Source organism: Winogradskyella sp. 4-2091 (assembly GCF_045765065.1).
GTDB lineage: Bacteria > Bacteroidota > Bacteroidia > Flavobacteriales > Flavobacteriaceae > Winogradskyella.
Genome location: NZ_JBJKOD010000023.1, coordinates 1 through 23,657 on the forward strand (window position 1 = coordinate 1; position 23,657 = coordinate 23,657).

Below are 23,657 nucleotides of genomic sequence, written 5' to 3' on the forward strand. Positions count from 1 at the left end.
TTTTTCGGTTACGATTTTCATTTTTCGGAACAATTAAAGCTAACGTGTTTGTATATGGTTTGTTGCGTGGTTAAGCACGTAATTTAGCAAATAAAAACCGAATAGAAAATCCGCATGGATTTTCGTAAGTAGGCGAGAACCAAGCAATAAATTATATACGGTGTTGCCAGTAGTTTTTATTCGTTTATTATTCCAATTACAAAATAATTATATATTTCAATATCTATCGGATTTGGTTTAACTATAACAGATAAGCAAGATTCTCCATATCGATTCCGGTCTTTATCTTTCATTACAAAGTATGACATTGCTCCATTTGCTAATTCATAACCATTTTTATAAAATTCCGATTGAAAACCGATAAAACCTTTATGATAAATTGATATATCAAATGCTTTTTCTAAAATTCCAATTGTTTTTTTAAGCGATTTAATAGACTCTACTTCAATACTGTCGTTTTGTATCAGATTCGCTTTAATTCGCGTGTAATGTGTGTTTCGGTCAATTATAATTAAATAACTCGAATTTCCGATACCAAAGAGTAGGTAAGGAAGATTTTCAGATTGAAATTCTGCTATTTTATCAAATACTAAATCCGCTTTGTTCCTGCTTTCTAACTCAAACTCATTTAGTTCTTGTGAGTAAGAATGTCCAATGCATAAAGCAAAAAATAATATTAATATTCTTTTCATTATCTATTTTTTTCAAATCTAGTGATGTTGTCATAAATTCAAAAAGAGGAATGAGTAAAAAGCCCTTTTCAATTAGTAAGCACGAAAAATTGCTGATTTGTCAAATTACTGGCAACGTGGTTGTGTATGGTTTGTAGCGTGTTGTCAGCATGTAATTTAGCAAATAAAACCCAAAATAAGAAAAACCAGCGGTTTTTCGTAAGTAGGCGAGAAGCAGCTATAAATTATACACGGTGTTGCCCATCAGGTATTTGTTTTTCACGCATTAGTTTTTCAGGCGCAATATATTCGTGCGTTGTTGATTTACACGTAATTTACTTTTTTACTTAAAAATCAAAAAAAAATCTGCGATTTATAAACCAAAGTTTTTCACGAATGTTTAGCGATTCTGCTATTCAGCCAAAAGTTGTAGGATTGCGACATTTTCGATGCAATTGACAAAAGTTGGGCAAATCCAATTTCGTAAAATTCAGCCGTAACGTTTAGCGTAACTACTATTCAGCCGAAAGTTGATGGTTTGCTAAATTTTCGATGCGATGATCTGAAGTTGGGCGAGCTGAAATTAAAGCGTAATATTCTTCACGTTCCGCAATTCCGCACGAGTAAAAAGTCCAGCGTAAAATTTGTCACGTTCAGATTGTTTTTCGTTCGTAAATAACTAAAAACATTAATGAAAGCAGGATGTTTGTTGGTTTGGGATACTTGTGGGCAACGTGGTTGTGTATGGTTTGTAGCGTGTTGTCAGCATGTAATTTAGCAAATAAAACCCAAAATAAGAAAAACCAGCGGTTTTTCGTAAGTAGGCGAGAAGCAGCTATAAATTATACACGGTGTTGCCCATCAGGTATTTGTTTTTCACGCATTAGTTTTTCAGGCGCAATATATTCGTGCGTTGTTGATTTACACGTAATTTACTTTTTTACTTAAAAATCAAAAAAAAATCTGCGATTTATAAACCAAAGTTTTTCACGAATGTTTAGCGATTCTGCTATTCAGCCGAAAGTTGATGGTTTGCTAAATTTTCGATGCGATGATCTGAAGTTGGGCGAGCTGAAATTAAAGCGTAATATTCTTCACGTTCCGCAATTCCGCACGAGTAAAAAGTCCAGCGTAAAATTTGTCACGTTCAGATTGTTTTTCGTTCGTAAATAACTAAAAACATTAATGAAAGCAGGATGTTTGTTGGTTTGGGATACTTGTGGGCAACGTGATTGTGTATGGTTAGTTGCGTGGTTAAGCAACTAAGTTAGCAAATAAATCACGGATAGAAAATTCCAGCGGAATTTTCGTAAGTCGGCAGTGACCTAGCAATTAATTATACACGGTGTTGGCTTTTAGTGCTTTTTTTCTGATTTAAAATTTTTTCAGCTTTCTTATTTTGTCAATCTTTAATTCCACAATCAATCTCTTAGATTTAGCAAGATTTTCATTCAACAAACTCGCAATAATTCGCCATATATTTCAATTTCGATTTAGAGATATTGAGTACAAATTTTATAAATTTCACTAACCAACTAAAATTCCCAATGCTGTTTTATTTATTCAATTGCTTTAGCTTTGCGATAGTTAGAATATATTAGAATAATTCCAATAGTCGAAGCAAACAATAACATATAAAACCCTATATAACTACTTTTAAATGGTGACTCCGTGAAAAAATCAGTCATTAATAGTAGAAAAGAAATTGTACTTATAACCCAAAGAAGAGTAAATATTATTAATTTCTTTTTTGATGGTGGTTTCTGTACATTAGTTTTGATGTTCTTCATGTTTTCTGGTTTTTTGGGCATTAAAGCCAACGTGCGCGTGTATTACTTAGTTGCGTGGTTAAGCAACTAAGTTAGTAAACTTTTACGAACCTGTGAATATTCCGCAGGAATATTCGCAAGTAGAGAAGAATACAGCAATTAGTTATACACATTGTTACCCACAGTATTTTAATTCGTTAGTGTTAATTCAATTGCTAATAAGTTGTATTTATCTTTATATCTTTTTAAAGTTCCACTACTGTTTTTATGCATTTTTCTCCATTTTCCTTGTGTGAAAATCCAGCTATTTTCATCAGTATCAGCAGGAACTGTTCCGATTGCTGGTTCATAAGAAATTCCAGTTAGTTTTTTTCCAGTATCTGACATTGTGTAGCTGTATTCGTGCTTGTTTGATTCGATAATTAACCATTCTATTGCTATGAAAAAACCTTCTTCAGGGAATTCAATATTCAAATCTGAAATATCTACTTCAGTTATTTTATTTCCTTTTTTGGCTGTTCCAATAATGTTTTCATCAAAGATATAATCGTCTGGTTCTCCATTTTCATTTACACTATAAAATCGTATGTTAAATTTCGAATTGGCAACATCGCTATTCGTTGAAACTCTAATCTTATTTAGAAATGAGGTTTTGTTATAATCTTCTTGAAATTTAAAATAGCGTGCTGAAATCCAAGGTGTTGTTCCACAAGCAAAATAATGACTGATTTTAGACTTTTTAAATTTACCAACAACTAATTTTTTATTCTGTTTCTTAGGTTTAAGAACTACTTCATTTAGTTCGGTGATGAGTGGTTTTAATTCCACAATATTCTTTATAGAATCAGAAGATATTTTTCTTGTTTCAAATCCGATTGCAGAAAACAGAATAATTTTCGTTTCAGCAATTTCTAATTCAAATTCTCCATTTTCATTTGATGTTGTTCCAATGTTTTCATTTTCAACCCAAATATTTACGTAAGGTATTTTTCTTTTTGTTTCGCTGTCAATAATTACTGATTTTAATTGACCAAAACAAAAGTTTGAAATTATAAGAACTGTGATTGTGAGTAGGTTTTTCATATTGTGGGTAACGTGTTTGTGTATGGTTAGTTGCGTGGTTAAGCAACTAAATTAGCAAACTTTTACGAACCCGAGAAAATTCCGCAGGAATTTTCGCAAGTAAGCACGTAAAAAGCAATTAATTATACACGTTGTTGTACGCTGGCTTTATTTTTCTTTTATAATGTCAAATGGTGTTCCAAACGAGCCAATTCGTTTTAATTTTTCCTTTTGATTTTCGGTTAGCTCATTTGTTCCCAAAGCAATGTCCTCAACTGCTTTTCCATTAACTTTTTTCAGAGCATATTCTATTGATTCAATTTTCGGTTTACAATTCAGCCCAACCATTGTTAAATCAATATAATTTCCAATTTCAACATTTCCATTTGTTATTTCTCCAAGAATAAAAAAATGTCGTCCTGTTAATTGAAATGAACTATTTAGTTTAAAATCTGCAACCTTAATATTGTGCCAATTATGTCCGCAAAATCTACATTGTCTACTTTGTGGTGTTCTTGTAAGTTTTTCGCAATTTGGACATTTGTTTAAGTATAAATCAGAACTTCTTTCCTTAATAATTCTGTCAGCAACATTAAGTCTGAAACTTTCAGAACCATTTTTTATTAAATTCAAAGCTTCTTGGTCATCTGTTAGCCACCCTCTTTTACGATACATTTTCTCCATTTTTAGATTTCCGTCCGCTTTGAATTCAGAATTCAAATGGCGTAATGCAATTCGTTCCTTTTCTGTCATTAGATTAGGAAAATAGTCAATAATATATTTGGCAGTTTCTAAATTCACGTGATGTTTTTCAGCTTGCGTACAACGGTTTTGTGTATGATTAGTGGCGTGTTTAAGCACCTAATTAAGCAAATAATTACTGAATAGAAAATCCGCGAGGATTTTCGTAAGTAGGCGAGGACTAGCCATTAATTATAAACGTTGTTAGGTGCAGTGCATATTAGGCGTTTTTCGATAAATCTGTTATTGCAGCTTTCAAAACTTGCCAGGAAATTTTTGCTGTCTCAATATCAGGATTAAATTTCGAGACCATTTGTTCATATGGATGAATATAATTTCTAAAGTCTCGTAAAGAATGACTGTATTTTTTTACATCTAATCCCAAATATCCTAATCTATGTGAAACATCTATAAAGTTTGAAAGAGACCATTGATTATATGGTAAAACTTTTTGAGTTTCTCTATTTTTAGGGCTTATATCACATTGGTTATATTCTTTCATTTTTGATGAAGCAAACCCTAGTAAAATTCCTTCTAAAACACTACCAGAAAGTATTACGCAAGAAAGAGCTGATTTATATTTAATAGCTTTTTTTATTTCTTGAATTCGTGAATCTAATATTCCAATTATTGAACTATCAAGATTTAATCTTTCAAGGGATACATTTTCAAAATCTTTGTTTAGAAATGAATCAATATTTTCAATAAAATCTTTAGGGTTATTCGTTTTGCCTAATAATCTGTTTCCAATTTTTAGAGATTCGGTAAACAGAAGATTTTCGTTATCTGTTATAGATTTTCCTTTTAGTATTTTTTCCGTTTTCCAATAGTCTAGTAATTCTATAACAAATTTCCCAACAATTTGATTGTTTTCTAAATGCCAGAATGCTCTAACTCTCTTAGCCTTAGAATCGCCATAAATACTGTACTTTTCTGAATATATATCTATGTTGAGATTGTTATGAATAAATTGCTGAAGTTTAGAATTTGAAAGCTCTAAAACATATCCTCCTTCCATTTTAAAAATCTTTTCAAGTATAAGTTTTTCAGATTCTTTTATTTCTGCCATATTCTTTGTGTTGAGATTTTTCAAGCATTGCACCTAACGGTTTTGTATAAGATTAGTTGCGTTGTTTAAGCAACTAATTTAGCAAATACAAACCGAATAGAAAATCCGCGAGGATTTTCGTAAGTAGGCTTGCACTAGCAATTAATTTTATACGGTGTTGCCATTTCGTTGTTTTTTTTAAGTTCAGGTTATTTTTTCAAATTCCACTTTTCCCTTTTTTACATTTGTGTGAATTCGGTAAGCGTTTTATTTCAAAAATTTTCAATTCCGTTTGAGTAAGTAATATCGCAACCTGCTGAATTCCAAATTCAGTTCGGTTATTGATTTTCAATTCAGATTTTGATTCCAGCAAACTTTAGAGTTAGATTTAATTTTCCTTTTCTTTTTTAGCTTTATCTTTTCTTATTGTAATTATCATTGCTAAAATCAATAAAATATTTGAGACAATTCCTGAAAAAGGACCTTTTTTAAGATTGTCAAAATCTAATTCAGATATATGCATTATTAGAAGAATTAGTCCAGCTATAATTATTAAATACGCTACGATGTCTTTTGGTATTTTCATTTTTATTTCGGTTCTGAGTGCGTTCCGCCAATGAATGGCAACGTGTTCGTGTATGGTTCAGTTGCGTTGGCTAGGACTAAGTTAATAAACAAAAACGAACCAGAGGAAATTCCGAAGGAATTTCCAAGTAGGCTAGAACTAAGCAATTGACTATACACGTTGTTAGGTGCAGTATTTTTAATTCAGTCAAATAAATTTCCAATCAATACAATCAGAATTATAATTCCGATTACAGCCAGAGCAACAATAGCGTATAATTTCATTATTTTCTTTTGGTCTCCAAAATCCGAAATCAGATGAGATTCCGTATTCGCAACGATTCCGTTTTTCGTTATAATTCGGTCAACATTTTCCATATCAGAGTCGAGTAGGAAGTATCTAATTCCGCCGTCAATTGATGGTTGTTGATTTATATCTGCGTAATATTTTATTCCGCTATTTTGTAATTCAGATTCGAATATGATTTTGTCTTTCAACAAAACATAAAGCTTGTAATGTTCCTTGAGTTTTATATCAAAATTATTTTCAGACAAAGTTGCGTTCATATTGCACCTAACTCCTTATATAAAAACTCTTATTGTCGATATCCCGTAAAATAATCAGGTTATCTAAAGTTTTTAGTTGTTTTTATTCGTCATTAAAATTAATGATTTCTATTCACTTTTATATACGTATAACTACGTATTTTAATAATCTTCGTTTTGTGAGAATTATAATAACTTGTTTTCTAATTAATAATTTACAATTCGTCATTGAAAATTTACAATTGAGTAATTTCCATTTTAAAAATATACACATCTATAAGATATTTGTATCAAACAAAACCATTAACCATGTACACACTCATTAAAATAACAATTATCACGCTCATTAGTTTATTTAGCATATTAGTATCTGCTCAGAATAATTTTGATATTACTATTAATGTCAAAGATGCTAATAGTAACAATGGTAAAATGTATATCGCGCTTTATAATACAGCATCTGGTTTTTTAGAAAAAACGTATAAAGCTGATATAATTGAGTTAAAGAATACCTCTTGCTCTGTTACTTTTAAGGATATTCCAGAAGGTACTTATGCAGTGTCAATTTTTCACGATGAAAATAATAACGGAAAACTAGATACTAACTTTTTTGGTATTCCATCAGAAGATTATGGTTGCTCCAATAATGCCACAGGTTTTATGGGACCGCCAAAATGGGACGATGCTAAATTTCAACTTACGGAAAACAAATCAGTACTAATATCACTTAAATAAAAAATAAAACGACAATGAAGAATTTTATAACTATAGCATTTCTACTAATTACAGTAATAACGCAGGCACAAACAAATTTTGAAAAAGGAATGACCAAAGCTTTTGAACTTTGGGAAAGCGGAAAAACGGATGATGCAGAAAATATGTTTGAGCGCATAGCAAAGGCTGAACCAACAGAATGGTTACCTAGTTATTACATTGCACAAATAAACAGCTTAAAAAGCTGGGAAGAAAAAGACGAAACGGTATTGAAAGCACAGTTAGATAAAGCGCAAGAACATTTAGATTTAGCCACAGCCATAAGTGAAGATAATGCTGAGCTCATTATAATGCAAGCACAGATTTATACCAATTGGGTAGTTTTTGATGGCATGACGTATGGTATGAAATATGGAGGAAAAATTGTAGAATTATACGAAAAGGCCTTAACCTTAGAACCAGAAAACCCAAGAGCTAAGTTTTGTAAAGCAGATTGGAACTTAAACAGTGCTAAATATTTTGGGAAGGATACTGCACCATTTTGCGAGGAGATAGAAGCATCAATAAAACTTTTTGATACCTTTAAACTGGAGAGCGAGTTACATCCTAATTGGGGAAAACAGCGTGCAGAATATGTTGTAAAGGAGTGTAAAGCATAATTAAAATTATAATGAAAAAGTCTTTAAAAAAAATCTTGTTAACCTTTATTATAGGAAGTGTTGTGTTTGTTATAGGACATTTGCTTTCTGGCGGATTTAACTTTAAATCGGTTAATGAGTTTTTAATTGACTTTGGGTTTTACCAACTCTATGCCTTTGTTTTAGGCTATACTAATATGACGTTTTTTAATTTAATGGAAAAACGTAACTGGAAAACAGCAGATACTATTAAAAGAATTATTTATGGCATTATTGGTAGTACCATAATTACTTTAGTTGGCATTTTCTTATTAAGACTCTTCATTGGAGTTGTAATGTATAACTATGATTTTGAAACGTTTTTAAGTAATGAATCATGGAAAGGCTATTCCTTTGGCTTGTGGATAACCTTAACGATAGTAACTGTTTTTCATGTTATTTATTTTTACAATAGATACCAAAAGAATAAAATAAAAGAGCAAAAAGTAATTGCAGGTACGGCAAGTGCTAAGTTTGACGCCTTAAAGAATCAATTAGATCCACATTTTTTATTCAATAGCCTTAATGTATTAACGAGTTTAATTGAAGAAAACCCAGATAATGCACAAAAATTTACAACAGCATTATCTAAAGTATATCGTTATGTTTTAGAGCAAAAAAGTAAAGAATTAGTTACTGTAGATGAGGAATTGAATTTTGCCAGAACCTACATGTCGCTTTTAAAAATGAGATTTGAGGATAGTATTATTTTCGAAATTCCGGATAAAGCCTCTAATCCAGACAGTAAAGTTGTGCCACTGTCATTACAGTTACTTTTAGAAAACGCTGTAAAGCATAATATGGTAACCTCTAGCAAACCACTGCGCGTTACTATATACGAAGACGGAAGTCATTTGGTAGTAATGAATAATCTGCAGCCTAAACAAATTGTAAAAAAGAGTAGTGGTGTAGGATTAGAAAATATAAAGCAACGTTACAGTTTGCTTTCAAATAGAAAAGTACACATCAATCAACGAGAAAAGGATTTTGCAGTAGCAATACCTATGCTCACAAAACAAGTATCAGTTATGAGAACAACACAAAAATCACAGGCACGTCTTAACGACGATTACGTAAAAGCTCGTAAGCGTGTAGAAGAGTTAAAGGCATTTTATTATAGTCTAATTTCTTATGTCTTTGTTATTCCGTTTTTAGTATTTATTTGGTACACCTATTCGTACTATACAATACAATGGTTTTGGTTTCCGGCATTTGGTTGGGGTTTAAGTTTGGTTTTTCAGGCATACCGTGTTTTTGTAGATGATGGTGCTTTAGGTTCTGGTTGGGAAAAACGTAAAATTGAAGAATACATGAGTAGAGAAAATCAAAAAAATCGTTGGAATTAACCATAGCATTTGAGCCAACTTTAGGCTTGAAGAGTTAATAGATAACGCTAAAATAATTATAAAATGGAAACACAAGATTACAAATTAATGAAGGCTAAAAACAAAGTTGAAAAGCTAAAACGTTTTTACAACCATTTAATAGTTTACTTAGTTATAAATACAGTGATTACTATTGTTAAAGTGATGAATAACATAAAAAATGGAGAAACTCTTAACGAGGCTATTTTTGATTTTGCCACTTTAGTCACATGGATGGTTTGGGGAATTGCGTTAACAATACATGCGTTTTCAGTATTTGGGCTTCCTCTTATTTTAGGTGATGATTGGGAAGAGCGAAAAATTGAAAAGTTTATGGAAGAAGAATTACGTAACGATTAAATAAAATTACAATGGAAAAATATAATATAGAACCTTATGAAGATCGCGATGAATCGCGAGATTTTAGAAAAGAAGAAGCGTATTTAAGAGCAAAGAAAAAAGTAGATGCAATTGTTGGTTTTTATTGGCATTTAGCTGTATATGTTGTAGTCAATATATTCTTAATAATCTTAATTGGTGTTAACTCTGGTGAAGGATTTACTGGTTTTGGACCATATGCAACCGCAGTTTTTTGGGGCATTGGTTTAGTATTTCATTTTCTAGGTGTTTTTGGAGCTAATTTTCTCTTCGGAAAAAGTTGGGAAAACAAAAAAATTGAAGAATATATGGAAAAAGAACGCCAACATTGGGAGTAGCATTGAGTACCCTAATCTAAAGTTTATATTTAAAAATCAATTATACTTATTATAAATTAACCAAAGCTAGAAAGGCAATAGACAAGATAGTTTTACAAAAGAAACTGTAAACTTATAATTATAAACCATATGACTCCTCAAGAAGAAGAATATTACAGAAAAGCAAAAGACAAGGTAAAGCGCGTAAAGAGTTTTTATCTTCATTTGGGACTGTACATTGTGGTTGTTTTACTGCTTTTGTACAATTTATATATTGTTTCTGGTCCATATAAAAACAATATCATTAGCTTAGATCTTAGTATTCTAGTGATATGGACGGTTATAATTATAATGCATGGACTAAACGTTTTTAAACGAAAACAGATTTTTAAAAAGAGTTGGGAAGACAAAAAAATAGAGGGCTTTTTAAAAGAGGATAAAGAAGAGGAAACCACGTTTTGGGAATGATATTTTTTTGAACAAATAAAGTAACAAGAAAACATAGCACAATGAATATAATAATTATAGAAGACGAGAAACCTTCAGCAAGACGTTTACAACGTATGTTAACCGCTTTAGATATGAATGCAGAAACGATGTTGCATTCCGTAGAAGAATCTATTGATTGGTTTAAAAATAATGAACATCCAGATTTGATTTTTTTAGATATTCAGCTAAGTGATGGTTTGTCTTTTGAAATCTTTGAAGCCATTGATATTAAATCTGCTGTAATATTTACAACCGCTTATGATGAGTATGCTTTACAAGCATTTAAGCTAAACAGTATTGATTATTTATTAAAGCCTATTGATGATGACGATCTAAAAACCGCTGTTGAGAAATACAGAGGACGAGCACCTCAAAAACAATCCGTTACTTTAGATTTTAATGACATAAAAAACCTGCTTGTTAACCCTATAGAACGTGAATATAAAAAACGATTTTCGGTAAAAGTAGGTCAGCATTTAAAGCTAATAAATATAGAAGATATTGAATGTATTTATAGCGAAAATAAAGGGACTTATGCTTTTACCAACGAAGGAAGAAACTATTTGTTAGATGCAACTTTAGATCAGCTTGAAGAAGAATTAGAGCCAGATGTATTTTTCCGTATCAGCAGAAAATTCTATATAAATATCAATGCTATTAAAGATATCGTTAGTTATACCAACTCACGACTAGAAATTAAACTAAATCGTTTCAATGAGCAGCAAATTATAGTCGCTAGAGAACGTGTTAAAGATTTTAAAAATTGGTTAGAGTAGTTGTAGACTATGATAAACCATCAAATATACCACCAACAATATCTCCTAATATTTCTCCAATGCCTTCTGCGGAATCTCCAATGCCTTCTATGGTTTCAGCACCTAAGATGGCACCTTCCATACCAACTTCTATAAAAATATCTAATAAAAAGAGATCTGGAAAACTTAACTCGCTGTAGGTTTTAGATTTTGATTTGGCTTCCTTTTTCCATTTTGTATATTGCTCTTTATGTTCAATAACAACAGGTAAATTATTCTGTTCTGCCTGTAGAAGCGCATCATATATTTTTCGTTTTTCTATAGCAGATAATATATCAAATGCTTCAACTAACGCTTCAAACTTTTCTACTGCTTCAGGTGCTTTGTTATTATCTGGATGATAAATGGCAATTTCTCTTCGGAATGCTTTTTTTATGGTTTCAAGATTAGCAGACGTTTCAATTTTTAATAACTCATAATGATTATTCATAGTAATCAATGTTTGGTTTAGTGCATTAGTATGAAATAAGTATAATTTGTTACAAAATCAATTTTATCGGATGTTCTGTTATTTATATTTATCCGATAAAAGGTGTAACTTTGTGATATGTGGAATGTTACAACAACATATCAAAAAGATTTAGAATCTACGTTTACAAGGATATTAGAAAAGGTCAATGTTCTTAATGCAGCAAGACCATTGCCAAATATAGTATTGCAAAATATTAAGGAAGCATTTCTTATAGAATGGACATACAATAGTAATAGTATAGAAGGAAACACATTGAGTTTAAGAGAAACGCAGTTGGTGTTGCAAGAAGGTATAACTATAAAAGGAAAATCACTTAGAGAACATTTTGAAGCTAAAAACCATGAGACAGCAATCCATAAATTATATAAATTAGTAAACGAAGATTATGTCTTAAATGCCAAAGATATTTTAGATCTACATGGCTTGGTGCTGCGTTCTATAGAAGATGATCACGCTGGTCGTTTGCGTAATGCAGGCGTTCGTATTTCTGGTGCTAATTTTGTGCCGCCAAATGCGCGTAAAGTTTCTGATTACTTAGATGGTTTAATAGACTACGTAAATATAAATCCTCAAGGTTTAAACCCAATTGAGTTGGCTACAGTTTTTCATCATAAGTTGGTATGGATTCATCCATTTTTTGATGGTAATGGTCGTACTATTCGTTTGGCTATGAATTTACTTTTAATGCGATCTGGTTATCCACCAGCTATTATTCTAACTAATGATAGAGTAAAATACTATGCTGCATTAAACCAAGCTAACAATGGTAATTATGGTAAATTGATGTTGTTAATGGCTCAGGCTTCTGAGCGAACCTTAAATATTTACTTAAACGCTATTCCTGGTTCTGATAAAGATTACGACACTATTTCAAACATAGTAAAAGAACCCGAAATCCTTTATGGTCAAGAGTATGTGAGTTTACTAGCACGTCAAGGTAAAATTGATGCTCACAAAGAAGGTAGAAATTGGTTTACAACCAAAGAGGCGGTTCTTAATTATGTAAGAGAAAAAGGGAAATAATGATTTAAACATGAAGATAAAGCTTGTTATAGTTTTATCTTCATTTTGTGATTTAGATTTAAAACCTAATGCCGCGCGTTATACAATGCAATTGCTTTTAAATAATTTTGAGCACCTTGCAGACTTAAATCATGTACAAAACCATCTAATTCCGGATGATTGATCTCAACCCAATGCACAAGATCATTTACTTGATTTTCCCAAACATCCCAATTAACATTATCGCAATTTAGCTCTTCTATCCTTGTTATTTTTCCTGCTTTAAATTGAAACTCATAATTACAAATCATAGGATTATTCTTTAGAAATTCAAATTTTGAACAACTTATAGATACTGTAGCCATGATTGCTGTTTCAGATTTTTTTAAGGAAATTAGTTTGTAATCTGGCTTAAAAACAGAATCCCATTTAAACTGCTCATAATATTTTTCTTTTGTGAAATTAGTTGTGTAGTCACCATATACTGTGGTAAGACTGTCATCTATAATATTTTTAACTTGAAGAAAATTAGACGATTGAAAGCCGTCATAATATTTTTCTACAAGTTGCATGTTGGTTATTTTGTTTTCAGAACAACCCATACTAAATAACAAGATGAATAGTATTAAAAGTGACTTCATGGGTTATGTTTATTTAATTTTTATCTAATTCGTCTTTATCCTCAATTCTATTTTCATCAAAAGCAGAAGGCAATAATTTAGGGATAAACTTCACAAATAAAGGAAGCAGCAGCATGCCTCCTGGTAACATAAAAATAGCTAAACTAGGTATAGATTTAAATATGTCTAATAACTGGGTTTGAATTTTTTTCTGCTCATCATCGCTGAGGTTTCGCTGTGTAGATTGTGCCAACAATGTCATGGCTTCTTTACTTTCAGACAGTTCTTTTATTAACCGCTTACTATTACGTGTAATAAGTTTAGAAACCACTTTACTACTATTGTCATAAAAACTTTGAGCTAAATTTTTAGAACTTAAAAAGGCGACATCATCTTTATGTTCGTCATAAAAGAGATTAATATCGTTCACAGAATGTGCGATGACTTCATTATCTAAAGCTAAGTCATTTTTTAATCGCAGTAAAAATTCGCGTTCTTCGGTATCTATTATTTTATCAGACCATGATGCCATACACACCAAATCAATAACATATAGTTTTTCAAACGGTTCAGTAATTACGGTAACGGCATCATTATAAGATGGTAATTCTGAATTTTTATGCCGTATAGAATCTTCAAATAACTTTATAAGATTTTCATCGTACTCGGTTTTTTCGGACTTATTATCAATTACTGAGAAAACTATAGTTTCTAGAGCAGATTCTAATGTATTTACGTAAGATTTAATATTAGTTTCATCTTTAAGAAAACGTTGATAACCTAAAATATCCACAAACAAAAGTGCATTAATTAAAAAATAATTAAAACTTTTTGAAATAAAATTGTCATCAATATGAATACGCTTATAGATCATCTTTTCGAGCAAACTATCTGGTGTTTTATCTCCAAATAATTCTTCAAAAAATGAACGCTTTTGAGCACTAATAGTTTTGTAATATCTAATAAGACTATCAACAAAATCTTCTTCAGGATTTACTTTGTTATAAATAAAATAATAGGTAAGAAGCAGATTGATTTTACAACGCTCCTCTTCAGTAAAATCAAAGGGTTTAACGATATCTAGGACTACTTTTATATTGCTTCCGTAGATAAATCCTGCTTGTTTTAAGCGATTGTAAAACTCATGATTATCAGTTTCAGAATACTTTGTTTTTGAAACTTGATTGAGCAATTTTTTTATCCAGCCATTAGCTGATGGATTCATAGCATCGTATTTGATTACACAAAGTTAAATTATTATGATGAAAAACAAGGAATTTATTTTTTTTGCAAATTTTTTAAAACCGCACTTTACATTTTTTCGTAGGTAGAACAGAGACACAATTAATTAACAAATTCTCAAAATTATGAAAAAAACAAAATTTTTAATCGCAACAGCAATATTAGGTATTGCAACATTTGTTGCCATTGCTGCGGATCATATAGATGCACCTGCAGTACAAGGTGGTACAAGTGACATCACAGATTTTTATGCCTTTCAAGGTGAAGACACTGCAAACATTGCATTTGTAGCTAACGTACAAGGTCTATTGGGATCTGGTAGTGATAGCCAAAATGCTGCTTTTGATGAAAACGTATTAATAGAGTTTAATATAGACACTAATGGTGATGCTGTAGAGGACTTAGTGATACAGGCAACACCAAGAGATGGTAAAATGTATTTCTTTGGACCAGTGGCTCCTTCGCAAACAGGTTTAAATAGTACAATTGCAACGACAACTCCAAATCAAGCTTCTGTGGATATCACAGCTTATGGTGAAGATGCAATGATTGGTAATGCTAACGGAATGAAATTCTTTGCAGGACCAAGAGATGATCCTTTCTTTATGGACTTTGCGCAATACGGACAAATTATTGGAGGAAACGCAACTAGTTTTAACAATCCAGGTACAGACACATTTGCTGGTACAAACGTAATGTCTATAGTCGTAGAAGTGCCAAAATCAATGATTGGTGGTTCAGGTACAATTAATACTTGGGTAGAATCTAAAAGAAAATAATAACAAAACTTAAAAACGAAAAGAGATGAAAATTAATAATATAAAACTTTTTGCCATTGCAATTTTAGTGTCAATGACGGCTTACAATTGTAGTGATGATGACGATGTAACTGTGCCAAGTGGTCCTGATTTTAGTGGAACATATGCACAAGAAGACCAAATGGGAAGACCAGCTGTAAATACGGTATTTGTATCTAGCGGAATGAAGGATGCTTTTAATACTACGATACCTTCTGAGCAAGATGCAGCTTTTCAATCTATGTTTCAAACTAATTTAGAAGGATTAAGTCCGGCTTATAATGAACCAACAGATGGCAATGCATTAACATTAACGTCTGCTCAATTTACAGGTTTATTAGCAACTGATGTTCTTAATGTGTCTTTAGATGGTACTACAACTTTCTATGACGGAACAAATGTATTAACAGGTAGAGCTTTAGCTGATGATGTTATTACAGTAGAATTGTTACTGATTTTTGGTGGCGAAGATTTTTCAGAAAATCCAGGTTTATCAAACGATAATGTAGACGGAAATGATAAAGCATTTTTATCATCATTCCCTTACTTAGCTTCACCTTGGTAGGTAATAGATGTTAATATCTTGGAGTAAAGTTAGGGCTTTACTTCAAGATTATTTTTCAATTAAAAACTCAAAAATTTCAAATTATGATTATCAAAAAAATACTTCCTCTTATTTTATTAATCGCAGCATTTAGTTGTAACTCTAAACAAGTATCTAATGCAGAAGATTATAATAAATACATAACAACTACAGTGAGCCAAACTGATTTATTGGCATCAGCACAAATTTGGACAGATAAGCTAGAAGCTGCTCCAAATCAATTTCCGTATTTAGGAAAACGAGCAAGTGCATACACACAATTATTTAATGCTACAGGTGATATTGATTATTTAATAAAAGCCGAAGGCGATTTATTAGAAGCCATTAAAGTAACGAATGGTAAAACCACATCTTACCTAAAAAGTTTAGCTTCAAATTATGTGTCGCAACATAGATTTAAGGAAGCATTAACCGTATTAGAGCAAGCAAAAACAAATGGTGATAAAATAAATGGCACAAAAAAAATGCTATTTGATGTGCATTTAGAATTAGGAAATTACATCTATGCACAAGCCTATTTAAAAGATATTAAAAACACATCTGACTTTGATTATTTAATACGTTTAGCAAAGTGGGAAGATCACAATGGTAACTTAGAAGGAGCTATTGAGAATATGGAAAAGGCGACTAAAATTGCCGAATCTTCAAACTTAAAAAGTATGAAACAATGGGCTTATACAAACTCAGCTGATTTTTATGGTCATGCAGGCGATCTTGAAAAATCGTATAATTATTTTCTGAAAGCATTGGCGTTAGATCCTAATGATGCCTACGCCAAAAAAGGAATTGCGTGGATTATATATTCGCACGAAAACAATACTGAAGAAGCACTATCGATCTTAAACCATGTAACAAGTTATTACAAGGCGCCAGATTACGATTTGTTAAAAGCGGAAATTGCTGAATCGCAAAACAACGCGCAGTTAAAAACAGAAGCACTAGAAAATTACCAGAAAGCGGTAAGTAACAAGCAATATGGCGACATGTACAATGGTTATAATGTTACGCTATACACAGACGATTTATCATTGCCAAAGAGAGCATTAGATCTCGCAAAAACTGAAGTGGCTAATAGGCCAACGCCACAATCTTATGATTTATTGGCTTGGAGTTATTTTAAAAACGGAAATGTAGAAGAAGCCATAGAAATTATAGAAACGTATGTTGATGGTAAGACGTATGAACCAGCAGTATTATATCACGTTGCGGAAATATATAAAGCAGCAGGAAAAACAGAAAAAGTAGAGCCTTTGAAGGAAGAGTTAATTGCAAGTTTGTACGAATTAGGCCCTTTAATGAAGTCAAAAATTCAAAGTTTATAAATTCAGAATGTTGAAGATATACGTTGTGTAATCTCCATAAAACAAAACTGTGAAGTTTTTTAATATGAATTAAAACTTAAATAAGAAAATCAGCTAATAATTTGTGGGGAAGCAAATTAAGTTAGTTGATTGGTTGCTAGCAAAAAAGATTGGTCTCTGATTAAGATTAATCAAATCATGAAATTTCATGATGTTTTTGAGTTTTTTTGTTAGGTAAGCACCTGCTCGAAACAGTAGGTGTTTTTTATTTTAAAGTTTTATTTGATCTATTATCCATGATAATAACAAGGACTCCAAAACTTATTTCAATAATGCCACCAGCGATTCCACCAAAATGAAAAGGTTGGTTGGCAATTAAAAATAATATTCCAGGTATTATTAATAATAATCCTAAAAGCCAATAAATCTTCATTCCATAGATGGACTGAAAAACTAAATACCTTACGCCAATTATCATCAGCATTACTGGAAAAAACCACAGTTCTTGTATTTGATAAATAGAATACGCGATAAAAAGACCAATGAATAATACTGCTGTACTTTCAATGGCCAACTTGCCTAGAGGATTATCTTTATGGTGTTTTCCGCTTCTATTAAAAAGTTTTGCTAGTAATACTCCCAAAGGGTAAATGAGCATTCCTCCTATAAAAAAGATCAAAAGACTTTTTTCTTTTGACAAATACAGTCCAGATAAACCGGAAATTAGCCAGATTATACCAGAAACTAATATACCTGTTCCGCCACATAAATAGGCAATTCGCATTTCTTTTTGAAATTCCTTAAAGTCCATTTAATTTGTATTTGAGTTGATTTTAAAGTTTTATAAAATGTGCAACAGGTGTTTGCTAGTATTGCTTTGCATATTTTAATGCTAAATTAGGAATTAGATCGTTAATAGAAAGTCCGTGAGGATTTTTCAAAGTAAGCATAAAGTGGCATTGAATTATACATGTTGATGTGCGTAGTGCTTATTACGAGCTGTTATTTGGTAATTTTTATAATACATAATTGATTTCCAATTTTACTATAAACTCCAAATGTAAATATGTCATTTTATTATGAGTAAATATGACAATATTTCATAATTACGACAAATTTACACAGAATAATGTGTAACAATCGCGATAAAATAAGATAAATCGATTTTGGTATTTAATTTGTTTATTGGTTATTGAAGTCGTAAAGATTTCAAATTTGAAATAATGTTTAATTTAAATTTTTTAATTATGAGCAATTTAGCAACTGTTCCTAAAAATGGAAGTTTAGCGAACAGCAATTCAAATCAAAACTTCCCAACTTTGTCAAATTGGTTAGATGACATCTTTAATAGAGATCTACCATCAGTATTCACTTCAAATTTTAATACTGGAATTACTTTGCCTAAAGTAAATATTAAAGAAACTGCCGATGCTTTTATGGTTGAAATGGCAGTTCCAGGTCTAAAGAAATCAGATTTTCAAATTGACCTTGATAATCAAGTATTATCTATTTCTACGGAAACAAAGGAAGAAAGTGAACATAAGGAAGAAAATTACACTCGTAGAGAGTTTGGTTACTCATCATTTAAAAGAACCTTTAATTTACCAGAAAGTGTAAACGATGAAAAGATTAATGCAAATTATGATAATGGTATTTTAAATATTCTTTTACCAAAAAAAGAAGAGGCTAAACAAAAGCCTGCTAGAAGTATTAAAATTTCATAATTGATTTTTAATTTTTTAGAGAAATATTAATTAGGATGCCGAATCTTTTTTGGCATCCTCTTAATAATAAGTTTAATTCTTTAAAATTATTTATTGTTATGCCAAGAAAGTTTAAATCTGGGGAATGGGTAACAGTAAAAGGAAAAATTACCTCTCCAAAAATGCAAGTTATCAAATATGTTCCGAAAGAGGATTCAATATTCGGTTTGATTGATAATGACAGTTATTTGGAATGTGTTTGGTATAAAAATGGTAAACGAAAATTAGAAGTTTTCCACCAAAATAGATTGATTAAAATGATAGAAACAGGTGGTTTGTTAAAAACATTTATAACAAACCCAAAGTTAAGTTTAACTCAAAAACTAAAGTGATGAAAAAGTATATTTTGTTGTTGATGGTTGGCTTGTTAAGCGTTAGTTGTAAAGGACAAGGAAATGAAACCACAAAAGTTGAAAAAGAAGAGAATAAGACTAAAATAGTAGAAGAGCCTGAAGGCACTTGGAAAGTTGATAAAGAATTTGATGAAAATGGAAATTTAATTAGATACGATAGCATTTATTCTTGGTCTTCCAATGATAAGTTTGATAGTCTCTCATTATCAGATAAAGATAGTTTAATGCAATCGTTTAAATCACGTTTTTTCTCAAACTATTCAGGATTTGAAAATCAAGGATTTGGAAGTATATTTTCTCAAGATTCCCTTTTTAGCAAACGTTTCTTCAATGATGATTTTTTCGGAAGCAATTTTGGTAATGACTTTATGGACATAGAACTTTTAAGACAGCAAATGATTGCAAGACAGAAAAAGTTTTTAGAAAAATATCATTCAGAATTTATTGAACCTGAAGACGAAAACTAGATAGTTTTCGTCTTTTATTTTTATAGCGGTTAATTTAGTGTGTTTCGATATGGTTTGTAACTTGTCTTAAACACCTAATTGGCAAATACGAACCGAATAGAAAGTCCGCGAGGATTTTTGTAGGTAGTATGGAACCTAATAATTAATTATACATGGTGTTGTACGTAGTTTTTTATTTCGGTTCAAGTTCGTAGCTCTTTAAAATTCCAGTATATAATTCCCACTCAATATCTTTTCCGTTTGTTATTTCAATTGGCAGTTTTTCAAATTTCGATAATATTTTGTTAATCCGTTTTAGAAATTCAGGTACAGATTTCGTATAGAAAATCCAAGAGCGAATATTGTCATTCGTATAAACAATTGTAAGAACAGATTGTAAGTCAGGTTCCAAATTTTTAATCAGAGCATCTTCCACTTTTCCCATAAAAATATTTTCCTCTGGTGTTGGAATTCCATTTTCCGTTTCCTTCTCAAACGTCCAAACGAATTCAACGTGTTCGGCATATTGTTTTGAATCGATAAGGTTTTTTAAATGCTGTCTTCCACGAATTATTACAGGCTTTCCATTATTTTCAGTTTCTCCGCCAAACCATGTGTCATTCAGTTCCAATTTATTCGCTTTTGATTGAGAAAATAACGAACCAAAATTCAGTATAAACATTAATGGTAAAGTCCTTTTCATTGATTTGGTTAAATTACGTACAACGGTTTTGTGTATGAGTTAGTTGCGTGGTTTAAGCACTAAATTTAGCAAATAAAAACCGAATAGAAAATCTGCGAGGACTTTTGTAAGTAGGCTTTAACTAGCAATAAATTATATACGGTGTTGTGCTTAGTGTTTTTATAATTTTTCTTTGAACCAATTAATTAATAACGTATTTAGCTCATTTTTTTTATTAGAAAACTTGTGGTCAGTTTTTATTTTCTCAAGCTTAAAATCATAATTTATTTTAGTTAATTTATCAGCTATTATATCAGCCTGATTAGGGTTCACTTGCTTGTCTTCAGTACCACAAAGAATAAGTAAACTTGCACTTTTATCTAATTCGTCAGCCCAATAAGCAACAGAACGTTTTTTTAGTTCTTCACTTTTATTTTCTTTATATTTTGGAATCAGTTTAGCACATACTAATTTTTCCATTTCAGGCCTTTCAATAATTAATTTTCCTAAATCAGATGGTCCATTTCCAATTACCGCGGTTTTAATTAGATTGCTGTTTTTTAGAGATAGGTAAGTCATCATTCCGCCTCTTGACCATCCAAACATTCCAATACGACTTGAATCTGCTTTATTAATTGTTTTAATAGTCTCCGTTAAATTTAGAACATCTTTAATGTCATTACCTCCAAACTCATCATTTTCTCTATAACAGCTGGCTATAACTAAATAATCTTGGTTTGCTAATTTTGAAGCCGATTGTATTAAAGAATGAAGTGTTTTTGCTTTAGCCATTTTTCCAACTTCTTTATTTCCTCCTCTATTAAAAATAACTACAGGGAATTTACCTTCTTTTTTAGGTTCCGCAATTATTCCATTCACTAGTAGAGAATCACTCTTATAGAGAATAACATAAAAATTAATGTTGTCTAAATATTTATAGTTTCTTGTTAAAGAATTGTTTTCAGATATGCTATTCCAAATTGGTGGTATTTCTGAAAGGTTTATTATTTTTTTAGATATAATAGCTCCATTTTTTAGATTGTATGAATTGTTATAGTCTTCAGCTCTAATTTTAGAATCTAGAATTGTATTCGTTAATGATTCAGAATTTTGATAAGATTTATAATACTTTGTTCCAAGTTTTAAACCAAAAAAAAGAAACACAATTAGTATTAAAATTCCGGTAGATATTACAATTCGTTTTATTAATTTCATAAAATAGTTCGTTTATATATGTGACGAATTATCTAGATTTTTGTTACAGTTTGGCCATCAAGCACAACGTGTTTGTGTATGAGTTAGTTGCGTGGTTTAAGCACTAAAGTTAGCAAATAAATAACGAATATAAAATCCGCTAGGATTTTCGTAAGTAGGCTTTAACTAGCGATGAATTATACACGGTGTTACCACACGTTTTTTATTCGGTTATTATTTTAATTCAGTTTTTTATTTTCTAAAATGTCAAATCCAAAAAGTCCTTGTCGAATTACCAATTCCACATTATTGTAGAAGTTCCTTTTTTCATAAAATTCAGATGAAAAGACTAATTCTTTTATTTTTCCATTATAATTAATTCTAAACGTTGGTGTTCGGACGTCAATTCTATATTTTCCTCCTGAAGCTAGTGAGGAAGTCCGAATAATTTCATACGATTCAGTTCTTGTATTTTGGTCAGCGAAATAATAATTCGATAACATAAAGATTGAGCAAGCAATAAATCCAAATCCGATTACATAATGCATTGCGGAATAGAGGTAAAGTCCAATTCCACTATATTCATAAGTGTTCTTATAATTCTTAAAATCGAGAATAAATGCAATTATTCCAATAACCATTATAATTCCGATTGGAATCATCAAATTGATAATGGTTTCTCTGTAAATATTAATTTCCCAAATAATTAAAATTGCTCCTAGAATGAAAATTACTGGGTAGAATATTTTACGTTGTTTTTGCGTCATTCTCAAATGTGTGGTAACGTGATTGTGTATGATTTCGTTGCGTGTTTAAGCACTAAAGTTAGCAAATAAATCACAGATAGAAAGTCTGCGAGGACTTTTGTAAGTAAGCTATAACTAGCAATGAATTATATAGGGTGTTGCGAGCAGTGTTTTACTCAACTTTTAATATTCTAATTATAATCTCCGAAAATTCTTTGTTCCAGAATTTATTATTGTGTCCTCCTTCATATTCTTTTGATTCAATGAACGATTTCGATTCCGCATACTTTGATTTTAGAAATTCAGCATCCTCTTTGAGTCCAAAAAATTCATCACTTCCGTATCTCAAAAATAGTTTAGGGTATTTTATATCTTTATCCCAATTGTTTGATTGAATATCGCCTCCGAAAGTCGAAAAACAAATATAAGTTCCAATTATATCAGGGTTTTTATTTAATAAACTCATTCCAAATCCAGCACCATTTGAAACTCCGTAAAAATATCGGTCATTTTTTCCACTGTTTTGATTGAAATTTTTTTCAACTTCAGTAATCAGCTCTTTAGTGAAATATAATTCGTGGTTTTTGAATCTATCAACTAAAAGTGAATCTTCTAATCTTGTTGGTTTTCTATCAACATATTCAAAGTTCCTATAACTTAAATGCACTTTTTTTCCGTCTCCAGTTGTGGTACTTGTGCTGTCTGCAATTTTATTATTTGAAAAACTTACAACAAAAATCAAAGGTTTAATTATTATATTGTCAATTAATGAATCCAATAAATTTTTCTTTTCCGTTAAACTGCTATTTCCATCAGTAGCGTAAATAATTGGATATTCTTTTCCATTGTCAAATCCTTTTGGTAAATAAACATTATGTTTTCGGTATTCATTCAAATGTTCACTATAAATTGAGTCAGTAAAAAAATTAGATTCTGAATTAGATGTTGATTTTTTAGATTGACAAGAAATTATAGATAAGCCTATAATTCCAATTATTAATATTTCGATTTTTCTCATAGATTGTTTTTTTTTGCATTGCTCACAACGCATTTGTATATGGTTTGTTGCGTGGTTAGGCACGTAATTTAGCAAATAAAAACCGAATAGAAAATCCGTGAGGATTTTAGTAAGTAAGCTAGAACTAGCAATGAATTATATAGGGTGTTGTGTGCAGTTTTTTTTATTTCAGTCGTTTTTTAATCTCCATTCTCTGATGTAAAATTCTAACGATTTCTACAATTTCATTTTCAACTTTTCTGTAGAAAATCAGATGCGATTT

General features: G+C 30.9%; 30 protein-coding genes. 15 read left to right on the forward strand and 15 right to left on the reverse strand.

What is annotated here, in order from left to right; all coding sequences use genetic code 11:
* Positions 1-176 precede the first annotated feature (176 nt).
* A complete protein-coding gene (locus ACJBCC_RS16750) occupies positions 177-692 on the reverse strand; it encodes a hypothetical protein (protein ID WP_407557854.1) in 516 nt (171 codons plus the stop codon).
* A gap of 1,650 nt (positions 693-2,342) precedes the next feature.
* Between ACJBCC_RS16750 and ACJBCC_RS16755 the strand changes: the two genes are divergently transcribed.
* A complete protein-coding gene (locus tag ACJBCC_RS16755; protein ID WP_407557855.1) occupies positions 2,343-2,531 on the forward strand; it encodes a hypothetical protein in 189 nt (62 codons plus the stop codon).
* A 98-nt stretch (positions 2,532-2,629) separates the two neighbouring features.
* Here ACJBCC_RS16755 and ACJBCC_RS16760 read toward each other — a convergent pair whose 3' ends face one another.
* The 5 genes from ACJBCC_RS16760 to ACJBCC_RS16780 all read right to left on the reverse strand — a co-directional run bounded on the left by ACJBCC_RS16760 (position 2,630) and on the right by ACJBCC_RS16780 (position 6,422).
* Positions 2,630-3,523, reverse strand: a complete 894-nt coding sequence (locus ACJBCC_RS16760) for a carboxypeptidase-like regulatory domain-containing protein (protein WP_407557856.1) — start codon at positions 3,521-3,523, stop codon at positions 2,630-2,632.
* 147 nt (positions 3,524-3,670) lie between these two features.
* Complete coding sequence (locus tag ACJBCC_RS16765; RefSeq protein WP_407557857.1) at positions 3,671-4,363, reverse strand: hypothetical protein; 693 nt, start codon at positions 4,361-4,363, stop codon at positions 3,671-3,673.
* A gap of 100 nt (positions 4,364-4,463) precedes the next feature.
* Complete coding sequence (locus ACJBCC_RS16770; protein ID WP_407557858.1) at positions 4,464-5,312, reverse strand: hypothetical protein; 849 nt, start codon at positions 5,310-5,312, stop codon at positions 4,464-4,466.
* A 367-nt stretch (positions 5,313-5,679) separates the two neighbouring features.
* A complete protein-coding gene (locus ACJBCC_RS16775) occupies positions 5,680-5,877 on the reverse strand; it encodes a hypothetical protein (RefSeq protein ID WP_407557859.1) in 198 nt (65 codons plus the stop codon).
* A gap of 182 nt (positions 5,878-6,059) precedes the next feature.
* Positions 6,060-6,422, reverse strand: a complete 363-nt coding sequence (locus ACJBCC_RS16780) for a hypothetical protein (protein WP_407557860.1) — start codon at positions 6,420-6,422, stop codon at positions 6,060-6,062.
* A 288-nt stretch (positions 6,423-6,710) separates the two neighbouring features.
* On the opposite strand from ACJBCC_RS16780, the gene ACJBCC_RS16785 reads away from it, so the two are divergent.
* The 7 genes from ACJBCC_RS16785 to ACJBCC_RS16815 all read left to right on the forward strand — a co-directional run bounded on the left by ACJBCC_RS16785 (position 6,711) and on the right by ACJBCC_RS16815 (position 11,116).
* Positions 6,711-7,136: a DUF2141 domain-containing protein gene (locus ACJBCC_RS16785; RefSeq protein WP_407557861.1), complete on the forward strand. Its 426-nt coding sequence runs from the start codon at positions 6,711-6,713 to the stop codon at positions 7,134-7,136.
* A gap of 14 nt (positions 7,137-7,150) precedes the next feature.
* Positions 7,151-7,774: a tetratricopeptide repeat protein gene (locus ACJBCC_RS16790; protein WP_407557862.1), complete on the forward strand. Its 624-nt coding sequence runs from the start codon at positions 7,151-7,153 to the stop codon at positions 7,772-7,774.
* 11 nt (positions 7,775-7,785) lie between these two features.
* The gene (locus ACJBCC_RS16795; RefSeq protein ID WP_407557863.1) at positions 7,786-9,138 is read left to right on the forward strand and encodes a histidine kinase; all 1,353 of its coding nucleotides are present in this window, start codon (positions 7,786-7,788) and stop codon (positions 9,136-9,138) included.
* Between the two features lie 63 nt (positions 9,139-9,201).
* Complete coding sequence (locus ACJBCC_RS16800) at positions 9,202-9,516, forward strand: 2TM domain-containing protein (protein ID WP_407557864.1); 315 nt, start codon at positions 9,202-9,204, stop codon at positions 9,514-9,516.
* A gap of 11 nt (positions 9,517-9,527) precedes the next feature.
* Positions 9,528-9,872 (forward strand): 2TM domain-containing protein, encoded by a 345-nt coding sequence (locus ACJBCC_RS16805; RefSeq protein ID WP_407557865.1) that lies wholly within the window; start codon positions 9,528-9,530, stop codon positions 9,870-9,872.
* Positions 9,873-10,001: 129 nt separating this feature from the next.
* Positions 10,002-10,319 (forward strand): 2TM domain-containing protein, encoded by a 318-nt coding sequence (locus tag ACJBCC_RS16810; protein WP_407557866.1) that lies wholly within the window; start codon positions 10,002-10,004, stop codon positions 10,317-10,319.
* A 41-nt stretch (positions 10,320-10,360) separates the two neighbouring features.
* The gene (locus ACJBCC_RS16815; RefSeq protein WP_407557867.1) at positions 10,361-11,116 is read left to right on the forward strand and encodes a LytR/AlgR family response regulator transcription factor; all 756 of its coding nucleotides are present in this window, start codon (positions 10,361-10,363) and stop codon (positions 11,114-11,116) included.
* Positions 11,117-11,123: 7 nt separating this feature from the next.
* On the opposite strand, the gene ACJBCC_RS16820 is transcribed toward ACJBCC_RS16815, so the two are convergent.
* Positions 11,124-11,585 carry a J domain-containing protein gene (locus ACJBCC_RS16820; RefSeq protein ID WP_299103519.1) on the reverse strand — a complete coding sequence of 154 codons (462 nt, stop codon included), beginning with the start codon at positions 11,583-11,585 and terminating at the stop codon, positions 11,124-11,126.
* A gap of 117 nt (positions 11,586-11,702) precedes the next feature.
* On the opposite strand from ACJBCC_RS16820, the gene ACJBCC_RS16825 reads away from it, so the two are divergent.
* Entirely contained in the window at positions 11,703-12,650 is a 948-nt protein-coding gene (locus ACJBCC_RS16825) for a Fic family protein (RefSeq protein ID WP_299103518.1), read from the forward strand.
* 65 nt (positions 12,651-12,715) lie between these two features.
* On the opposite strand, the gene ACJBCC_RS16830 is transcribed toward ACJBCC_RS16825, so the two are convergent.
* Positions 12,716-13,270: a hypothetical protein gene (locus ACJBCC_RS16830; RefSeq protein WP_407557868.1), complete on the reverse strand. Its 555-nt coding sequence runs from the start codon at positions 13,268-13,270 to the stop codon at positions 12,716-12,718.
* Positions 13,271-13,283: 13 nt separating this feature from the next.
* Positions 13,284-14,474: an LETM1-related biofilm-associated protein gene (locus ACJBCC_RS16835; RefSeq protein WP_407557869.1), complete on the reverse strand. Its 1,191-nt coding sequence runs from the start codon at positions 14,472-14,474 to the stop codon at positions 13,284-13,286.
* A 142-nt stretch (positions 14,475-14,616) separates the two neighbouring features.
* Here ACJBCC_RS16835 and ACJBCC_RS16840 point away from each other — a divergent pair, with 142 nt between their 5' ends.
* The 3 genes from ACJBCC_RS16840 to ACJBCC_RS16850 all read left to right on the forward strand — a co-directional run bounded on the left by ACJBCC_RS16840 (position 14,617) and on the right by ACJBCC_RS16850 (position 17,214).
* Positions 14,617-15,270, forward strand: coding sequence for a DUF4331 family protein (locus ACJBCC_RS16840; RefSeq protein ID WP_407557870.1), 654 nt, complete (start codon positions 14,617-14,619; stop codon positions 15,268-15,270).
* Positions 15,271-15,295: 25 nt separating this feature from the next.
* Positions 15,296-15,853 carry a DUF4331 family protein gene (locus tag ACJBCC_RS16845; RefSeq protein WP_407557871.1) on the forward strand — a complete coding sequence of 186 codons (558 nt, stop codon included), beginning with the start codon at positions 15,296-15,298 and terminating at the stop codon, positions 15,851-15,853.
* An 83-nt stretch (positions 15,854-15,936) separates the two neighbouring features.
* The gene (locus tag ACJBCC_RS16850; RefSeq protein WP_407557872.1) at positions 15,937-17,214 is read left to right on the forward strand and encodes a tetratricopeptide repeat protein; all 1,278 of its coding nucleotides are present in this window, start codon (positions 15,937-15,939) and stop codon (positions 17,212-17,214) included.
* Between the two features lie 244 nt (positions 17,215-17,458).
* Here ACJBCC_RS16850 and ACJBCC_RS16855 read toward each other — a convergent pair whose 3' ends face one another.
* Positions 17,459-18,004 carry a DUF7010 family protein gene (locus ACJBCC_RS16855; protein WP_407557873.1) on the reverse strand — a complete coding sequence of 182 codons (546 nt, stop codon included), beginning with the start codon at positions 18,002-18,004 and terminating at the stop codon, positions 17,459-17,461.
* A gap of 436 nt (positions 18,005-18,440) precedes the next feature.
* Between ACJBCC_RS16855 and ACJBCC_RS16860 the strand changes: the two genes are divergently transcribed.
* From ACJBCC_RS16860 to ACJBCC_RS16870, 3 genes are all read left to right on the forward strand, one after another.
* The gene (locus ACJBCC_RS16860; protein ID WP_299103511.1) at positions 18,441-18,917 is read left to right on the forward strand and encodes an Hsp20/alpha crystallin family protein; all 477 of its coding nucleotides are present in this window, start codon (positions 18,441-18,443) and stop codon (positions 18,915-18,917) included.
* A 98-nt stretch (positions 18,918-19,015) separates the two neighbouring features.
* On the forward strand, positions 19,016-19,288 hold the full coding sequence (locus ACJBCC_RS16865; RefSeq protein ID WP_299103510.1) for a hypothetical protein: 273 nt from the start codon (positions 19,016-19,018) through the stop codon (positions 19,286-19,288).
* Positions 19,288-19,776 (forward strand): hypothetical protein, encoded by a 489-nt coding sequence (locus ACJBCC_RS16870; RefSeq protein ID WP_299103509.1) that lies wholly within the window; start codon positions 19,288-19,290, stop codon positions 19,774-19,776. The genes ACJBCC_RS16865 and ACJBCC_RS16870 overlap by 1 nt, the downstream gene beginning before the upstream one ends.
* Before the next feature lie 172 nt (positions 19,777-19,948).
* Here ACJBCC_RS16870 and ACJBCC_RS16875 read toward each other — a convergent pair whose 3' ends face one another.
* The 5 genes from ACJBCC_RS16875 to ACJBCC_RS16895 form a co-directional block, all read right to left on the reverse strand.
* Entirely contained in the window at positions 19,949-20,458 is a 510-nt protein-coding gene (locus tag ACJBCC_RS16875) for a DUF695 domain-containing protein (RefSeq protein ID WP_299103508.1), read from the reverse strand.
* Positions 20,459-20,617: 159 nt separating this feature from the next.
* On the reverse strand, positions 20,618-21,652 hold the full coding sequence (locus ACJBCC_RS16880; protein ID WP_299103507.1) for a S9 family peptidase: 1,035 nt from the start codon (positions 21,650-21,652) through the stop codon (positions 20,618-20,620).
* A gap of 218 nt (positions 21,653-21,870) precedes the next feature.
* Positions 21,871-22,398, reverse strand: a complete 528-nt coding sequence (locus ACJBCC_RS16885) for a hypothetical protein (RefSeq protein WP_299103506.1) — start codon at positions 22,396-22,398, stop codon at positions 21,871-21,873.
* 151 nt (positions 22,399-22,549) lie between these two features.
* Positions 22,550-23,395 (reverse strand): esterase family protein, encoded by an 846-nt coding sequence (locus ACJBCC_RS16890; protein WP_299103505.1) that lies wholly within the window; start codon positions 23,393-23,395, stop codon positions 22,550-22,552.
* Positions 23,396-23,558: 163 nt separating this feature from the next.
* A complete protein-coding gene (locus ACJBCC_RS16895) occupies positions 23,559-23,648 on the reverse strand; it encodes a hypothetical protein (protein WP_407557874.1) in 90 nt (29 codons plus the stop codon).
* Positions 23,649-23,657: the final 9 nt, after the last annotated feature.

Excerpts from the sequence above, each read along its gene's own strand:
- ACJBCC_RS16750 (WP_407557854.1), bottom strand. The coding sequence starts at position 692 with ATGAAAAGAATATTAATATTATTTTTTGCTTTATGCATTGGACATTCT.
- ACJBCC_RS16760 (WP_407557856.1), bottom strand. The coding sequence starts at position 3,523 with ATGAAAAACCTACTCACAATCACAGTTCTTATAATTTCAAACTTTTGT.
- ACJBCC_RS16770 (WP_407557858.1), bottom strand. The coding sequence starts at position 5,312 with ATGGCAGAAATAAAAGAATCTGAAAAACTTATACTTGAAAAGATTTTT.
- ACJBCC_RS16775 (WP_407557859.1), bottom strand. The coding sequence starts at position 5,877 with ATGAAAATACCAAAAGACATCGTAGCGTATTTAATAATTATAGCTGGA.
- ACJBCC_RS16780 (WP_407557860.1), bottom strand. The coding sequence starts at position 6,422 with ATGAACGCAACTTTGTCTGAAAATAATTTTGATATAAAACTCAAGGAA.
- ACJBCC_RS16785 (WP_407557861.1), top strand. The coding sequence starts at position 6,711 with ATGTACACACTCATTAAAATAACAATTATCACGCTCATTAGTTTATTT.
- ACJBCC_RS16790 (WP_407557862.1), top strand. The coding sequence starts at position 7,151 with ATGAAGAATTTTATAACTATAGCATTTCTACTAATTACAGTAATAACG.
- ACJBCC_RS16795 (WP_407557863.1), top strand. The coding sequence starts at position 7,786 with ATGAAAAAGTCTTTAAAAAAAATCTTGTTAACCTTTATTATAGGAAGT.
- ACJBCC_RS16800 (WP_407557864.1), top strand. The coding sequence starts at position 9,202 with ATGGAAACACAAGATTACAAATTAATGAAGGCTAAAAACAAAGTTGAA.
- ACJBCC_RS16805 (WP_407557865.1), top strand. The coding sequence starts at position 9,528 with ATGGAAAAATATAATATAGAACCTTATGAAGATCGCGATGAATCGCGA.
- ACJBCC_RS16810 (WP_407557866.1), top strand. The coding sequence starts at position 10,002 with ATGACTCCTCAAGAAGAAGAATATTACAGAAAAGCAAAAGACAAGGTA.
- ACJBCC_RS16815 (WP_407557867.1), top strand. The coding sequence starts at position 10,361 with ATGAATATAATAATTATAGAAGACGAGAAACCTTCAGCAAGACGTTTA.
- ACJBCC_RS16820 (WP_299103519.1), bottom strand. The coding sequence starts at position 11,585 with ATGAATAATCATTATGAGTTATTAAAAATTGAAACGTCTGCTAATCTT.
- ACJBCC_RS16825 (WP_299103518.1), top strand. The coding sequence starts at position 11,703 with ATGTGGAATGTTACAACAACATATCAAAAAGATTTAGAATCTACGTTT.
- ACJBCC_RS16830 (WP_407557868.1), bottom strand. The coding sequence starts at position 13,270 with ATGAAGTCACTTTTAATACTATTCATCTTGTTATTTAGTATGGGTTGT.
- ACJBCC_RS16835 (WP_407557869.1), bottom strand. The coding sequence starts at position 14,474 with ATGAATCCATCAGCTAATGGCTGGATAAAAAAATTGCTCAATCAAGTT.
- ACJBCC_RS16840 (WP_407557870.1), top strand. The coding sequence starts at position 14,617 with ATGAAAAAAACAAAATTTTTAATCGCAACAGCAATATTAGGTATTGCA.
- ACJBCC_RS16845 (WP_407557871.1), top strand. The coding sequence starts at position 15,296 with ATGAAAATTAATAATATAAAACTTTTTGCCATTGCAATTTTAGTGTCA.
- ACJBCC_RS16850 (WP_407557872.1), top strand. The coding sequence starts at position 15,937 with ATGATTATCAAAAAAATACTTCCTCTTATTTTATTAATCGCAGCATTT.
- ACJBCC_RS16855 (WP_407557873.1), bottom strand. The coding sequence starts at position 18,004 with ATGGACTTTAAGGAATTTCAAAAAGAAATGCGAATTGCCTATTTATGT.
- ACJBCC_RS16860 (WP_299103511.1), top strand. The coding sequence starts at position 18,441 with ATGAGCAATTTAGCAACTGTTCCTAAAAATGGAAGTTTAGCGAACAGC.
- ACJBCC_RS16865 (WP_299103510.1), top strand. The coding sequence starts at position 19,016 with ATGCCAAGAAAGTTTAAATCTGGGGAATGGGTAACAGTAAAAGGAAAA.
- ACJBCC_RS16870 (WP_299103509.1), top strand. The coding sequence starts at position 19,288 with ATGAAAAAGTATATTTTGTTGTTGATGGTTGGCTTGTTAAGCGTTAGT.
- ACJBCC_RS16875 (WP_299103508.1), bottom strand. The coding sequence starts at position 20,458 with ATGAAAAGGACTTTACCATTAATGTTTATACTGAATTTTGGTTCGTTA.
- ACJBCC_RS16880 (WP_299103507.1), bottom strand. The coding sequence starts at position 21,652 with ATGAAATTAATAAAACGAATTGTAATATCTACCGGAATTTTAATACTA.
- ACJBCC_RS16885 (WP_299103506.1), bottom strand. The coding sequence starts at position 22,398 with ATGACGCAAAAACAACGTAAAATATTCTACCCAGTAATTTTCATTCTA.
- ACJBCC_RS16890 (WP_299103505.1), bottom strand. The coding sequence starts at position 23,395 with ATGAGAAAAATCGAAATATTAATAATTGGAATTATAGGCTTATCTATA.